This is a genomic window from Streptomyces monashensis, assembly GCF_001866665.1.
GTDB classification, from domain to species: Bacteria; Actinomycetota; Actinomycetes; order Streptomycetales; family Streptomycetaceae; genus Streptomyces; species Streptomyces monashensis.
The window spans coordinates 1-14,695 of the sequence record NZ_MLYO01000040.1; the positions used below are offsets into that span (position 1 = coordinate 1).

Sequence of the window (14,695 nt, forward strand, 5' to 3'; positions counted from 1 at the left end):
CCCGCGCTTCCTAAAACACGGCCTAGGGGCGGTAAAGGGCTTTGGCGCGCTCCATCTGGACGGCCCGGCCCTCCCCGAGGCACAGGAAGTAGTTCACCTGCCAGGCCTGAGTGCTGGTTGCCTGACGACTGGTCGTGGTCACCCATGGCGGGTAGACGCGGAACCCTCGCTTCCCGCCGGTACCGTTCCTGGACACGATGCCGCGCTCGCACAGCACCTCTCGCGGGAACACGAACTGCCCGAAACCGCCGCTGTCACGGCTACTGACGACGAAGAGGTCGACCCCGTCACCGGTATCGAACGGCCGGATCGGGCCTTCGGCCGACCGCAGCCACACGGTGACGAACTGGCCGGCCTTCGTCGGGGTGGTCTTGGCCACGCGGAACCGGACCGACAACCCGTCGATCGTGAACCCGTGAGCCGCGTACTCGGCGCTCTCCGGTTCGGGCACCGGCTGCGAGCAGGCAAAGCCGCCTGGGTCGTACACCCGTGTCTTCGCTGCCAGCAGATCACCGTGAAGCCCTGCCCAGGGCTGTTGCGCCGCCATGCTCATATCCTGCCAGCACGCCCGCCACGCACCGTCGGGTGAGTGCCGCTCGTCGAGGCGCGTATGGGCGCTGCCGCCGGCGCCACGCACACGAAGGCCCGCGCAGTGGGCCACCGGGCAGGAGGCCGCGGGCGGCGTTGCGCACTGCCGCACCCACCCACGGGCATACCACGGGCGTACGTCCCCGGGCCGATGCCGCGCGGGTGACGGCTCGTTAGTCTCACGGCATGCTCACCTCACCGGCCGACCCGCTCGGCGCCGCCGTTCCCCGCAAGGAGTTGTCCGTGACGAGGAGAACGGCGGTCGCCGACTGGGCGTGCGGCGTGCTGTACCTCTTCCTGGTGCTGGTCCTGCTGACGGCCGCACCGCGTGCCTCGGGCGTTCTGAACGCCGTCGGATGCCTGCTGGCGGCGAGTCTGCTGGCCGGGGTCGTGCGGCGGAGGCCGGCGGCGGCTCTGGCGCTGACGCTGGTCGGGGCCACCGCCGTGGTGGTCCTCCCGCACCGCCCCACCGCCATCGCGCTGACGTTGCAGGGGCAGGCGCCGTTCGTGTCGTTCGTGGCGGCCGACCTCGCCCTGGGGTGCATCGTCGCCACGCGGACCCGGCGGGCCGCCCTGGCCGCCGTGGTGCCGGCGTTCACCGTGCAGCTGCTCGTGATCAGCGTCTTCTCCCACGGGGACTTTCTGGTCCTCAACGGCGTCATCGGCCTGCTCGCACTGATCGCGTCCTGCGTGGTCGGGCTGCTGTTCCGCGAGCGCCGCGAGCATGCGGTGGCGCTGCGCGCGCAGGAGGTGGCTGAGGCCGTCACAGCCGAACGGCTGCGGATCGCACGGGAGTTGCACGACATGGTCGCGCACAGCATCGGCATCGTGACCATCCAGGCCGGGGTGGCCGGCCGGGTCATCGACACACAGCCCGGGGCGGCGCGCGAGGCGCTGCGGGCCATCGAGGACACGAGCAGGCAGACCCTGTCCGGCCTCCGCCGCACCCTGGTGGCGCTCCGCCGGGCGGACCCGGACACGACGGCCGTGGAGGGGCCGGCGGGCACGAGGGAGGACTCGCTCGCGCCCGCGCCGGGGCTCGCGGACCTCGCTCGGCTGGCAGCGGCCACCGCGGACGCGGGAGTACGGGTCGAGGTGCACGTCGGCGGGAAGCAGCGGCCGTTGCCGGCCGAACTCGACCTGGCCGCCTACCGTATCGTGCAGGAGGCGCTGACCAACGTGGTCCGCCACGCGGGCACCGGGGACTGCCGGGTGGCCGTCGACTACGGGGACGAGGAGCTGACGGTGGAGGTCGTCGACGACGGGCGGGGCGCCACCGGTCCCGGCCCCGGGCACGGCTTCGGGATCATCGGCATGCGCGAGCGGGCGGGGCTGTTGCACGGCCGGCTCAGCGCGGGGCCGCGTCCCGAGGGCGGCTTCCGGGTGGTGGCGCTGCTGCCGCTGCCGGAGTCCGTCGCGGCCGGAGCCGAGACCCGATGAGCATCCGGGTCGTCCTCGCCGACGACCAGCCGCTGGTGCGCTCCGGGCTGCGTGTCCTCATGGCCGATCACCCCGACCTGGAGGTGGTCGGCGAGGCCACCACCGGTGACGAGGCGGTCCGACTGACCGAGGAACTCGCCCCCGACGTCGTGGTGATGGACATCAGGATGCCCGGGACGGACGGCATCGAGGCCACCCGCCGGATCACGGCCGGCCCGACGGCGGCCCGGGTCCTCGTCCTGACCACGTTCGACGAGGACGACCATGTGTACGGCGCGCTGCGGGCCGGAGCCGGCGGCTTCGTCGTCAAGGACATGGCGCTGGACGACATCCTCGGCGCGATCCGCGTCGTCGCCGCCGGAGACGCGTTGATCGCGCCCGGCGTGACGCGCCGCCTGATCGCGGACTTCGTCGGCCGCCCCCTGACCGCGCCGGAACGGCGCGTCCCGCGTCTGGCGGGCATCACCGAGCGGGAACGCGAGGTGCTGGCCCTCGTCGGACGCGGTCGCTCGAACACCGAGATCGCGGAGGACCTCTTCATCACGGTCGCCACCACCAAGTCCCACGTCTCACGCCTGCTCACCAAACTGGGCGCCCGTGACCGGGTCCAGCTCGTGATCACCGCGTACGAGACGGGGCTGGTCGAACCGTACTGAACTCCACGGTCGCGCGGCGGCACCCGGCAGGAGTTCATCTCTCGGCTGCGCCGCACCCGTCACCCACCGAGCGCGGCGCTACTGGCGGACCGTGTTCGGCGAGCAGCTCACCCCGCGGGCCGCGGTGACCGTACCCAACCTGTAGGTCGGCGCGGGCGCCGGGTACAGAGGTGGCCAGCGGCCGGTGGGTTCACGGGCCTGACTCCGGGCGAACGCCCAGTTCAGGGGCGTGCGGTGGTGAGAACACCCTGGGCGCGGTAGGGAAAGCCCCCGGTGGGGAAAGGTGACTGGCAGGCTGTTTCGGCCGCAGCTCTGTTCCCAGACTCGTCTGCATGACGATTCCCACCGACACCGCCCCGGCCACCCGCTCCCGTACGTCCGGCTCCGGCTCCGGCTCCGGCTCCGGCAGTGACTTCGCCCGGCTGTCCCGACGTGTCACCGAGGCGGGTCTGCTGGAGCGGCGCCCGGGCTACTACACGGCACGGCTCGGTCTGGTGATCGCCCTGCTGGCGGCCGGCTGGGGCGCCTTCCTCGCGCTCGGCGACACCTGGTGGCAGCTGGCGGTGGCCGCGTTCCTGGCATTGATGTTCGGGCAAGTGGCGCTGGTCGCACATGACTTGGCGCACCGGCAGGTCTTCGGGAGTGCCCGCAGGAGTGAGATCTGGGGCCGGCTCTTCGGCAATCTCGGGATCGGCATGAGCTACGGCTGGTGGATGAACAAGCACACCCGCCATCACGCCAACCCCAACCACGAGGAGCTCGACCCCGATGTCTCCCCCGACATCCTGGTGTGGTCCACCGAGCAGGCGCGCAACAGCCGGGGGCCGGCCCGGCTCATCGGCGGGCACCAGGCGCTGCTGTTCTTCCCGCTGCTGACGCTGGAGGGGTTCAATCTGCATGTCTCCAGCGTCCGGGCGCTGCGTTCGCCGTCGATGAAGAAGCGGGGGCTGGAAGGCGTCCTGCTCTTCCTGCACATCGTGGCCTATGTGTCGGCGCTGTTCCTGGTGCTCTCCCCCGGCAAGGCGGTGGCGTTCCTCGCCGTCCACCAGTGCCTGTTCGGTGTCTACCTCGGCTGCACCTTCGCGCCGAACCACAAGGGCATGCCCACCTTCACCGGTGACGACCGGCCGGACTTCCTGCGCCGCCAGGTGCTCACCTCCCGCAACGTGCGCGGCGGACGGCTCACCGACGTGATGCTGGGCGGGCTCAACTACCAGATCGAGCACCACCTGTTCCCCAGCATGCCCACGCCGCATCTGCGCCGTGCCCAGGTCGTCGTGCGCGAGTACTGCGCCGAGATCGGGGTGCCGTACCACGAGACCGGGCTCATCCGGTCCTACCGCGAGGCCCTCACCCACCTGCACCGGGTGGGAGAGCCCATCAGGCAGCGACGGAAGGAGTCCTGACGATCCACCGGATCGGATGGGTGAGGCCGCCCGGACACCGGCACGTCAGTCGGCCCGCACGCGCGGTGTCCAGCGCGCGGTGTCCAGCGCGCCTTCCCAGCGGGCCACGGCGAACGCGGCCACGCAGTTCCCGAGGAGGTTGGTGGTCACGCGCATCGAGTCCATGATGCGGTCCACACCGAGCAGCAGGGCGACGGCCCCGGCGGGGACGACCCCGAGCGCGGAGGCGGTCGCCGACAGGGCGAGGAACGCCGAGCCCGGCACGCCCGCCATGCCCTTGCTGGTGAACATGAGCATCAGCACGACGGTAATCGCCGGCCGATGGAGAGGTCGACGCCCACCGCCTGGGCCATGAACAGCGTGGCGACGGACAGGTAGATCGAGGTGCCGTCGAGGTTGAAGGAGTAGCCGGTGGGCAGGACGAGGCCGACGACGTCGTCGCGGCAGCCGGCGTGACGCAGTTTCTGCATCATGCGGGGCATGACCGTCTCGCTGGAGGCGGTGCCCAGGGCGAGCACCAGTTCCTCGCGGGTGTAGCGGACGAACCTCCGCAGGCTCAGCCCGGTGAACGCCTTCAGCGCCCCCGCGAGCAGGGCGAGGAACAGCACGGCGACGCCGTAACAGACCGCGATCAGCTTGCCGTAGGTCGACATGGCGCCCAGGCCGTACTGACCGACCAGGTGGGCGGTCGCACCGAAGACCGCGAGGGGCGCGAGCCGCATGACGAAGCCGACGATCGCGAAGACGACCTCCTGCACCTGCTCGGCGGCCGGCAGGATCGCGGGCACCTTGGTGTGCCCGAGGTGCAGCAGGGCCGCGCCCACCAGGCAGGCCAGGACGAGGACTTGGAGCAGGGAGTTGTCGGCGAACGCCCCCACCGCGCTCTCGGGCAGCGAGTGCAGGACGAACTGGCCGGTGGACGGCAGGGATCCGCCGCCGGTCTGCGCGTCGACGGCCGAGGCGTCGAGCCGGGAGGGATCCACGTGCCTGCCCGCGCCGGGCCGGACGACGTTGCCCGCGACCAGGCCGATCAGCAGGGCGAACGTCGTCGCCACCTCGAACCAGAGCAGCGCCTTGACGCCGATGCGGCCCAACGCCCGCAGGTTGCCGGCCTTGGCGATGCCGGTGACCGCCACGCAGTACACCAGGGGTGCGATGACGGCCTTGATGAGCCGCACGAACCCGTCGCCGAGCAGGTGAACGGCGGTGCCCACGTCGGGCCGGAGGCCCCCGACGACGACTCCGAGCACCAGGGCACAGGCCACCTGGGTGAACAGCGAGGTGCGTAAGAGACGTAGTGCGCGTCAGGCGGTGGCGAGGAGTTCGAGGGTGTCGATCACGCGGTTCGAGAAGCCCCACTCGTTGTCGTACCAGGCGACCACCTTGACGTGCCGTCCGTCGACGCGGGTGAGGGCCGAGTCGAAGATCGAGGAGGCCGGGTTGCCGGTGATGTCCGAGGACACGAGCGGGTCCTCGGAGTACTCGAGGATGCCGGCCAGCGGGCCCTGTGCCGCGGTGCGGTAGGCCGTCAGGACGTCGTCGCGGGTGACGTCGCGGCGGACGGTGGTGTTGAGTTCGACGAGGGAGCCCACGGGGACCGGCACCCTGATGGAGTCGCCGGACAGCCTGCCGTCGAGGCCCGGCAGCACGAGGCCGATCGCCTTGGCGGCGCCGGTCGTGGTCGGCACGATGTTCACGGCGGCGGCACGGGCGCGGCGGGCGTCGCGGTGCGGACCGTCCTGGAGGTTCTGTTCCTGGGTATAGGCGTGCACGGTCGTCATGAACCCGTGCTCGATACCGGCGAGTTCGTCGAGGACGGCGGCCAGGGGCGCGAGCGCGTTGGTGGTGCAGGAGGCGTTCGAGACGACGGTGTGCAGGGCCGGGTCGTAGGCGTCGGTGTTGACGCCGTAGGCGAGTGTGACGTCGGCGCCGTCCGAGGGCGCGCTGACGAGGACCTTCCGGGCGCCCGCGTCGAGATGGGCGCGTGCGGCCTTGGCCGAGGTGAAGCGGCCGGTCGACTCCAGCACGAGGTCCACTCCGAGGCCGGCCCACGGCAGCCGTGCCGGTTCACGCTCGGCGAGCACCCGGATCCGGCGGCCGTCCACGACGAGGTCGTCCCCGTCTGCGGCCACCGGGCGGCCGAGCCGACCGGACGTGCTGTCGTAGGCGAGGAGCCGGGCCAGGGCGGTGGGTTCGGTGAGGTCGTTGACGGCGACGACCTCAAGACAGCTGTCGCGTTCCAGCAGCGCGCGCAGCACGTTGCGTCCGATGCGGCCGAATCCGTTGATGGCGATGCGCGTCACGGGTGGTGTCCCTCCGGTTGGTCACTGCGGGCCACCACCAGCGTCGCGTGCGGCGTCCGGCCGTGGCAGTGTCCGGAGCGCCATGGTTCGCAAGGATCGCGCCACACCCGCAACACCTCGCAACACCTCTCTCGCGGTGCTTCTCACCCCGGCCCCCGCCGGGTCATTCGCCGCGGGTGAAGGTGCGCCGGTACTCGCTCGGGGTGGTGCCGAGGATCTGCTGGAAGTGCAGGCGCAGATTGGCGCCGGTGCCGAGTCCGACGTCGACGGCGATCTGCTCGATGCCGCGCTCGGAGCGTTCGAGCAGTTCGCGGGCCAGGTCGATGCGGGCGCGCATGACCCACTGCATCGGCGTGTAGCCGGTGTCCTCCACGAAGCGCCGGGAGAAGGTGCGCGGGGAGACGGCCGCGTGCCGGGCGAGCACGGCGAGGCTGAGGGGTTCGCCGAGCCGGTGCAGAGCCCATTCGCGGGTCGCGGCGAACCGTTCGCCGAGCGGCTCGGGCACGCTGCGCGGCACGTACTGGGCCTGGCCGCCGCTGCGATAGGGGGCGGCGACCAGACGCCGGGCGGCGTGGTTGGACGCGGCGACGCCGAGGTCGCCGCGGAGGATGTGCAGGCACAGGTCGATGCCGGAGGCGGCGCCGGCCGAGGTGAGGACGCTGCCCTCGTCGACGAACAGCACGTTCTCGTCCACCTGGACCAGCGGATGCCTGGCCGCGAGTGCCCGTGTGTAGTGCCAGTGCGTCGTCGCGCGCCGACCGTCGAGGAGACCGGTGGCGGCGAGGGCGAAGGCGCCCGTGGAGATGGCCGCGAGGCGCGCGCCCCGGGCGTGGGCGGCGCGGAGCGCGTCGATGACGGCCGGCGGTGGGTCCTCGCGGTCCGGGAGCCGGTAGCCGGGGAGGAAGACGATGTCGGCCCAGGCGAGCGCGTCGAGGCCGTGCGCGACGTGGTACGACAGCCCGTCGCCGCCGGTCACCAGACCGGGCGCCGCGCCGCACACCCGCACCTCGTACGGCATGCTCGCCCGGGTCGTGAACACCTGCGCGGGGATGCCGACATCGAGCGGCTTCGCACCGTCGAGCACGAGGACGGCGACGCGACGCAGACGGGAGGCGGACACGGCGACCAGGGTACGAGAGAGGTGCGAGGGGCGCGGGCGCCGGTCGTCGGGGCGGCTGGGCGGGGTGGGGTCAGCCGGCCGTACGGCGCAGGACGAGGCAGGCGAAGCCGAAGACGTCGCGGTGGACGCGCAGCCACTCCTCGCGGTGGACGGTGGCTGCTTCGAGTGCTTCCTCGGCGTCGGGGTCGTCCGGGTGGTCCAGGGCCCAGGACGCCAGTGATCCGGTCCAGGACCACTCGTAGTCGTCCAGTTCCTGACGGGTGCTCACATGCCCGTGGACAGGGGTCCAGCCGTCGGCGACCACCCGGTCCACGGTGGTGGGCAGGTCGGCGAACTCGCCGAGCATCTTGACGGCCTCCTGGCTCGGTTCGCACTCCCAGATGCCCTCGCCGACGAGGCCCTGGCCGCCGGGAGCCAGGTGGGTGCGCGCCGCCGCCAGGGTGGGCAGCAGTCCGCCGAAGGCATGCGTGACGCCGACGCCGAGGACGAGGTCGTAGGTGTCGGCGGCGCGGAAGACGGCGGCGTCCTTGCGGTGCAGGGTGAGGCGGTCGCGCACGCCGAGTTCCGTGGCGCGCTCACCGGCCCGGACCAGCGCGCCCGCGGAGAGGTCCACGCCGTCCGCACGGACACCGGGGTAGTCGGCCAGGGCGGGCACCAGCCACTCGCCGGTGCCGCAGCCGAGGTCGAGGGCGCGGGCGTCCGCGCGATGGAGAGCGCGCTGGAGGAGCCGGTGCACCGAGGTGTCGCCGAGGGGCGCGGCGATCGGGTGGTCCGCGTGAGCATGGCGGGAGATCAGGTCACGGTTCGCCCCGGGAGCACGCTGGCAGGCCCCACCGATGCAGCAACGTGATGGTGGAGATCACCCGTTGGTGTGCCCGCTGACGGAAGCGCGGCCGGTCGTCATCCCGGCCCCGCCAGGTCCCGCGGGGCCGCGACCAGATGGACAGCCGGCGCCCGGGGGCGGTACGGCCGCGCCCGGCTCAGCTGGGCCGGCCCAGGCACGGTCGAGGTGGTCGAGGCATACGGCGCGCGCCGCCGGACCACCAGGCCGGATCCCTCCAACGTGCCGAGTCAGCAAGGCTGTTCAGAGAAGTGGCAGATCACGGACCTGGCTGCTCCGGGCCACCGGCGACGGCCGTCCGGGGCCGGTCGGACACGGCACCGGGCCCCGCCGGTGGTGAACCGACGGGGCCCGCTGTCCTGGAACTCCGGGAGACGTACGACCGTTGACCCTGGTCAGTCCGTGCCGGACTCCATCGCGGCGCGGTCGAGCAGTACGTCCTCCTCCGGGGCCTCGCCGCGCGAGGCGATCGCCTCGGCGCCGCCGTGGGCCATCGCGCCGATCAGACCGGTCGACGCCGCCTGCGCCGCGCCGATCAGCGCCGGGTGCTCGGTGCCGACCATGCCGAGGCCCGCGTACTGCTCCAGGCGTGCACGGGAGTCCGCGATGTCGAGGTTGCGCATGGTGAGCTGGCCGATCCGGTCCGAGGGACCGAACGCGGAGTCCTCGGTACGCTCCATGGACAGCTTGTCCGGGTGGTAGCTGAACGCCGGGCCCGTGGTGTCCAGGAGCGAGTAGTCCTCACCGCGCCGCAGCCGCAGCGTCACCTCACCGGTGACCGCGGCGCCCACCCAGCGCTGGAGCGCCTCGCGGATCATCAGCGCCTGCGGGTCCAGCCAGCGGCCCTCGTACATGAGGCGGCCGAGCTTGCGGCCCTCGGCGTGGTACTGGGCGAGGGTGTCCTCGTTGTGGATCGCGTTGACGAGGCGCTCGTAGGCGGCGTGCAGCAGCGCCATGCCAGGCGCCTCGTAGATGCCGCGGCTCTTGGCCTCGATGATCCGGTTCTCGATCTGGTCTGACATGCCGAGGCCGTGCCGTCCACCGATGGCGTTGGCCTCCATGACGAGCTCGACCGCCGAGGCGAACTCCTTGCCGTTGATCGTCACGGGCCGGCCCTGGTCGAAGCCGATCGTCACGTCCTCGGCGGGGATCTCGATCGTGGGGTCCCAGAACCGCACACCCATGATCGGGTCGACGGTCTCGACGCCGGTGTCCAGGTGCTCCAGGGTCTTCGCCTCGTGCGTGGCGCCCCAGATGTTGGCGTCGGTCGAGTACGCCTTCTCCGTGCTGTCGCGGTACGGCAGCCCGTGCGCGAGCAGCCACTCCGACATCTCCTTGCGGCCGCCCAGCTCGGTCACGAAGTCCGCGTCCAGCCAGGGCTTGTAGATCCGCAGGTGCGGGTTGGCGAGCAGACCGTAGCGGTAGAACCGCTCGATGTCGTTGCCCTTGAAGGTGGAGCCGTCGCCCCAGATCTGTACGTCGTCCTCGAGCATCGCCCGGACCAGCAGGGTGCCGGTGACGGCGCGGCCGAGGGGCGTGGTGTTGAAGTACGCGCGCCCGCCGGAGCGGATGTGGAACGCGCCGCACGCGAGCGCGGCCAGCCCCTCCTCGACCAGGGCCGCGCGGCAGTCGACCAGGCGCGCGATCTCGGCACCGTAGGTCGTCGCACGGCCCGGCACCGAGGCGATGTCGGGCTCGTCGTACTGGCCGATGTCGGCGGTGTAGGTGCACGGGACGGCACCCTTGTCGCGCATCCACGCGACGGCGACCGACGTGTCGAGGCCGCCGGAGAAGGCGATGCCGACGCGCTCGCCGACCGGAAGGGAGGTGAGGACCTTGGACATAGGAAGAGTATGCACTATTCCGTATGGCCATGCATAGTCCGGAGCGGGAACGAGTGTCGCGAAGCCCCTCGGACCCCGCCCTCGGACTCGCCTTCCGCCCGCTTCCCTCCTCCTCAGCGGTGCCGACGGTCTCCTCCTCGCCGATGGCCGCCACGCGAAGCCGCCCCGGGACGACGAAGACGTCCGGTGTGTGGTGGGCGACCGGATCCGTGCCGGTCCCGCCGTACCCGATCAGGCAGAGGGGACACTCGCCGGTCGCCCCTCTCCCTGCACTCGCCGCAGGCCGGGCCCGGCTCATACCGGCCCGGTCGCCGGGATGTCGGCGATCTGCGCGGTGGCGGCCGCCGGCACCGCGGCCATGAGCCGGGTCACGTCGATCTCGATGCTGCTGTCGGGCCGGCCGCCGCCGCAGTGCACCCGGCCCGGACCGCCGACCGTCTCGTCGAACACCACCAGCTCGTCGTGGTCCCCGGAGACCGGGCACACCCCGCCGGGCCGCATGCCGGCCCTGGCCAGCCGGTCGCCCCCGGCCGGCGCGAGGTCGGTGCGGCGGATCCCGGCCGCTCGGGCCAGCGCGCCGTACCGCAGCCGGGCGTGGCCCGGCAGGGCGGCCGGCACCAGCCGGTCGTCGGGCGTGACGAACGCCAGGGTCTTCACGGTCCGCTCCAGCGGGACGCCGAGCGCGGCGCAGACCTCCACGGCGTCGACCACGTCAGGGTGCCCACGCAGCGGGAACGGCGCCCCGAGCGCGCCGAGCGGGCCGGTCGATGCGGGTTCGCTCACCCCGCGGAGAGTACCGCGCCGGGCAAGGCGGTCGGCCGCTGCCGACGGCTGCCTTTCGCACGCTCGCGACGGCTCCGGCCGACCGGGGCGGGGCCTCGGCAGCGCCGCGCGGGCCCCCCGGGCCGTCGGCTCTCGACCGTCTCTACCGGCCCGCCGCGACAGCCAGGTCGAGCGCCCGCGTCACCACGGCCGGGATGTCGGTGACCGGGAAGAGCGTGTGGCGTACGGTGCGGTCGGGCCCGACGACGAGGACGAGCCGTTTGATCCGCAGGTCCTGTCCGGCCCGGAAGGTCGGCAGCCGCAGGGCCGCGGTGAGCTGGAGCCGGGCGTCGGACAGCAGCGGGAAGGGCAGTTCCTCGGCCCGTGCGAAAGCGGCTTGTTCCTCGGGTGTCTGCGTGCTCACCCCGTGGACGGCGATCCCGGCGGCCTCGAACCGCGGCCAGGCGGCGCGGAACTGCCGGTTCTCCAGGGTGCAGCCGGCGCTGCCGGGGATCGGGGGGCCGGCCAGGCCGGCCGGGATGCCGGGGATGCCGGCGGCCGGGTAGGCGAACACCACCGTCGGCCGCGACCCCGCTGCGACGGGATCGTGCACCCGGCCGTCGGTCGCCGGCAGCCGGAGGCCCGTGGGGACGGCCTCGCCGACGAGTGAGGCGACCCGCTGGGCCTCGGCGCCGTCGCCGGGGGCCTCGCCGGTGAGGGTGCCGTCGCCGAGGAGCCAGCGGTCGGCCCAGTCCTGGAGCGCCACCAGGACGGGCACCAGGCCGCGGCCCTGTTCGGTCAGGACGTACTCGTGGCGGGGCGGCCGGTCCTGGTAGGGCCGCCGCTCCAGCACCTGGTGCTCGGTCAGGGTGCGCAGCCGCTCGGTGAGGATCTTGCGGGAGACACCCAGTTCGCCGGCCAGTTGGTCGAAGCGCACATGGCCGCGGGCGATCTCGCGCAGGACCAGCAGGCTCCACCAGTCGCCCACCACCGCCGCGGCCTGCGCGATACCGCAGGCGTCGTCGGCCACCCGCCGTGCGTTCATCGTCGCTCTCCCCAGCAAGACCGTTGACAGGCCGTCGGACCCCCATAGTAGGTTCCTTTTCGGAACTTAGTAAGTATCGAAAGGGAACCCACTGTGTCTCAGCAGACGTGGACCGCCGTCGACGACTACTTCAACGGTCTGCTCGTACAGGAGGACGACGCCCTGCTCGCGGCGGCCCGGGACAGCGACGCCGCCGGACTCCCGCCGATCCAAGTGGCCCCGAACCAGGGGAAGTTGCTGAACCTGCTCGCCCGGATCAGGGGCGCGCGCAGCATCCTGGAGATCGGCACCCTGGGCGGCTACAGCACGATCTGGCTGGCCCGGGCCCTGCCGGAGGACGGCCGGCTGGTCACGCTGGAGAGCGACCCGCACTGCGCCGCCGTCGCCGCGGCCAACATCGCCCGCGCCGGGCTGGACCACGTCGTCGACATCCGCGTCGGCAAGGCGCTGGATTCGCTGCCCCTGCTCGCGGCCGAGGAGGCGGGCCCGTTCGACCTGGTCTTCATCGACGCCGACAAGCCCTCCAACCCCGCGTACCTGGAGTGGTCCCTCGAGCTCACCCGGCCCGGCAGCCTGATCGTCGGCGACAACGTCGTGCGCGAGGGCGCGGTCACCGACGCGGCGAGCGACGACCCGCGCGTCCAGGGGGTGCGCCGCTTCACCGAACTCATCGCCGGACACCCCGCGTTGACCGCCACCACGCTCCAGACGGTCGGCAGCAAGGGGTACGACGGCTTCACCCTCGCCGTCGTGACCGGGTGAGCGCGGCCCGGTCCGCGGCCGGCCGTCAGCCGGCGGTCAGCAGCCGGCGCACGACGTATCCGGCGGAGTCCACCCCCGAGCCGCCTCCTTCGACGAGCGCCGCGACCGAGATGCGGGAGTCATACGCGGTCAGCCAGCCGTTGGTGTGGTCCCCCTCCTCCGCGGTGCCGGTCTTGGCGCCGACGCCCGCGAGTCCGGCCAGGCGCGGAGCCGCCGTTCCGGTCGTGGCCACGCTGCGCATCATCGAGCGGAGATACTCCGCCGTGCCGGCCGAGAGGGGCCGGGGAGCGCTCTCCTGATGCTGGCCGGGGAGGATGACCGGCTGCTCGAAGCCGGCGTTGCGGACGGTCGCCGCAACGGACGCCATGAACAGCGGGGTGGCCGTGACCCTGCCCTGGCCGATGAACTGGGCCGCCTGGTCGCCGCCTTGCGCGTCCGGCGGGATGCTCGGATCGGTGGTGGCGACCCCGCCGCCGATGGACCAGCCGCCCATGCCGAACACGTCCACGGCCTCGTCGTGCAGCGCGGAGGCGTCCCCGTCGTGCACCAGGTCGTGAAAGCCGTCCTTGATGAAGGAGGTGTTGCACGACACCGTGAACGCCTGGGCGAGCGTGGCGCCGGGATCGGCCCGGACGCCGGGGTCGTTGCGGAACAGCTGGCTGTTGGCCATCAGCGAGTCCGTGCACGGGGCCGGGCTGTCCGGCGTGAGCCCCGCCCGGTCGAAGAGGGCCGCCGCGGTGATGATCTTCATGGTGGAGCCGGGCGACTTCATGCCGTTGATGGCGATGTCGCCGTCGTTTCCGCTGTGCGCGACGGCGAGGATGTGTCCGGTGCGCCAGTCCAGCGCCACGGTCCCGGCGGGCTTGCCCTGGAGGTGGGCGTCCTGCACCGCGCTCTCGGCCGCCGCCTGGAGCCTGGCGTCGACGGTCGCCCTGATCACCGCGGTCCGTCCCTTCGTGAAGACCTGGACCGTCTCCACGGCGCCGCCGTCGCCGTCGACCACGGCCACCCCCGTCCCGGCGCTGCCACCGGTGGGCGCGGCGTTCTCGCCGATGGTCGTCGCGATGTCCCGCAGGGACGGGAAGGCGGACAGATCCGTCGTGCCGTCGCTCGCGACCACCTTCGCCGCGTCCGGATCGGCCGGCAGCCTGCCCGCGATCAGCGACTGGCCGTCGCCCATCCCCGGGTAGAGCACCGAGTTGTTCCAGTGCACCGCCGGCACACCGGTCGCGCTCTTCAGCACCGCGACGGCGCTGGAGTAGTTCCAGGTGCCGCCCGCCACCTGGGCGCTGACGTCGAAGGTGACCTTCGTCGCCCCCGGCGTCACCGCCGACGGCCCCGCGGCCACGATGTGGCCGAACGACACCTTCTTCAGATGCAGGCCGTCGGCGTAGTCACGCAGGGCCTGTGAGGCGGCGTCCGGTACGTCGGTGTCGCTCGCCGCGCCGTCGACGTGCTGCCGGGACCAGCTGTCCAGGAACGCCCGCGTCAGCTTCACCGCCTCGGCACCCGAGGGCGGCTTGCCCGGCAGCTCCGACGCGGCGAACGTGTCCCCCGCCGTGGGCTGGGCATCGCCCGCGGAACCGGAGGTCAGGCCGTTGAGCAGGTTGTAGGTACCGAGTCCCCCGAGAGCGAGCAGCGCGGTGCACGTACCGGCCAGGCCGACCTTCACAGCTCTGTTCATGTAACGGATCGTATGTACGTTCCGTGGAGTTCCGTACCGGTCCTCCATAGATCGTTATCGGACCGTCAAGCTGCGGTAGCCCCAAATACCTTCACTCGCAGGGGAGTTCAGCGGAAAAGCCAGGTCAGGGCGACGGGCAGGCGCCGATCCCGCCGTGCAACCGGACGCAGACATCGGATGTGTACCGGACCAAACTCCACCGGAGTCATTGACAGGTGCACACAGCATCCCTACTTTCCGCGAT

General features: G+C 72.3%; 12 protein-coding genes and 1 pseudogene. 4 read left to right on the forward strand and 9 right to left on the reverse strand.

All coding sequences use genetic code 11. The features are described from left to right. Positions 1-22: 22 nt before the first annotated feature. Entirely contained in the window at positions 23-547 is a 525-nt protein-coding gene (locus tag BIV23_RS24125) for a MepB family protein (RefSeq protein WP_071383033.1), read from the reverse strand. A 227-nt stretch (positions 548-774) separates the two neighbouring features. Between BIV23_RS24125 and BIV23_RS24130 the strand changes: the two genes are divergently transcribed. The 3 genes from BIV23_RS24130 (at position 775) to BIV23_RS24140 (ending at position 4,090) form a co-directional block, all read left to right on the forward strand. Beyond that, entirely contained in the window at positions 775-2,028 is a 1,254-nt protein-coding gene (locus BIV23_RS24130) for a sensor histidine kinase (RefSeq protein WP_079173325.1), read from the forward strand. After that, entirely contained in the window at positions 2,025-2,684 is a 660-nt protein-coding gene (locus BIV23_RS24135) for a response regulator (RefSeq protein WP_071383034.1), read from the forward strand. The genes BIV23_RS24130 and BIV23_RS24135 overlap by 4 nt, the downstream gene beginning before the upstream one ends. A gap of 332 nt (positions 2,685-3,016) precedes the next feature. Then, entirely contained in the window at positions 3,017-4,090 is a 1,074-nt protein-coding gene (locus BIV23_RS24140; protein WP_071383035.1) for a fatty acid desaturase family protein, read from the forward strand. A 72-nt stretch (positions 4,091-4,162) separates the two neighbouring features. On the opposite strand, the pseudogene BIV23_RS24145 reads toward BIV23_RS24140, so the two are convergent. The 7 genes and pseudogenes from BIV23_RS24145 to BIV23_RS24175 form a co-directional block, all read right to left on the reverse strand. Continuing rightward, a pseudogene (locus BIV23_RS24145) lies at positions 4,163-5,340 on the reverse strand (cation:dicarboxylate symporter family transporter); the annotation flags it as partial. A 54-nt stretch (positions 5,341-5,394) separates the two neighbouring features. Continuing rightward, positions 5,395-6,393 carry a type I glyceraldehyde-3-phosphate dehydrogenase gene (gap, locus tag BIV23_RS24150; protein ID WP_071383036.1) on the reverse strand — a complete coding sequence of 333 codons (999 nt, stop codon included), beginning with the start codon at positions 6,391-6,393 and terminating at the stop codon, positions 5,395-5,397. A 163-nt stretch (positions 6,394-6,556) separates the two neighbouring features. Continuing rightward, positions 6,557-7,513 (reverse strand): GlxA family transcriptional regulator, encoded by a 957-nt coding sequence (locus BIV23_RS24155; protein WP_071383037.1) that lies wholly within the window; start codon positions 7,511-7,513, stop codon positions 6,557-6,559. 70 nt (positions 7,514-7,583) lie between these two features. Beyond that, a complete protein-coding gene (locus tag BIV23_RS24160) occupies positions 7,584-8,351 on the reverse strand; it encodes an SAM-dependent methyltransferase (RefSeq protein WP_071383038.1) in 768 nt (255 codons plus the stop codon). 398 nt (positions 8,352-8,749) lie between these two features. Next, positions 8,750-10,198 (reverse strand): argininosuccinate synthase, encoded by a 1,449-nt coding sequence (gene argG / locus BIV23_RS24165; protein ID WP_071383039.1) that lies wholly within the window; start codon positions 10,196-10,198, stop codon positions 8,750-8,752. A gap of 294 nt (positions 10,199-10,492) precedes the next feature. Further along, positions 10,493-10,981: an aminoacyl-tRNA deacylase gene (locus BIV23_RS46635; RefSeq protein WP_177240012.1), complete on the reverse strand. Its 489-nt coding sequence runs from the start codon at positions 10,979-10,981 to the stop codon at positions 10,493-10,495. A gap of 142 nt (positions 10,982-11,123) precedes the next feature. Next, positions 11,124-12,005 carry a winged helix-turn-helix transcriptional regulator gene (locus tag BIV23_RS24175; protein WP_071383040.1) on the reverse strand — a complete coding sequence of 294 codons (882 nt, stop codon included), beginning with the start codon at positions 12,003-12,005 and terminating at the stop codon, positions 11,124-11,126. A gap of 93 nt (positions 12,006-12,098) precedes the next feature. Here BIV23_RS24175 and BIV23_RS24180 point away from each other — a divergent pair, with 93 nt between their 5' ends. Further along, positions 12,099-12,767 (forward strand): O-methyltransferase, encoded by a 669-nt coding sequence (locus BIV23_RS24180; protein ID WP_071383041.1) that lies wholly within the window; start codon positions 12,099-12,101, stop codon positions 12,765-12,767. Positions 12,768-12,792: 25 nt separating this feature from the next. On the opposite strand, the gene BIV23_RS24185 is transcribed toward BIV23_RS24180, so the two are convergent. Continuing rightward, positions 12,793-14,451 carry a penicillin-binding transpeptidase domain-containing protein gene (locus tag BIV23_RS24185; protein WP_071383042.1) on the reverse strand — a complete coding sequence of 553 codons (1,659 nt, stop codon included), beginning with the start codon at positions 14,449-14,451 and terminating at the stop codon, positions 12,793-12,795. Between the last annotated feature and the right edge of the window lie 244 nt (positions 14,452-14,695).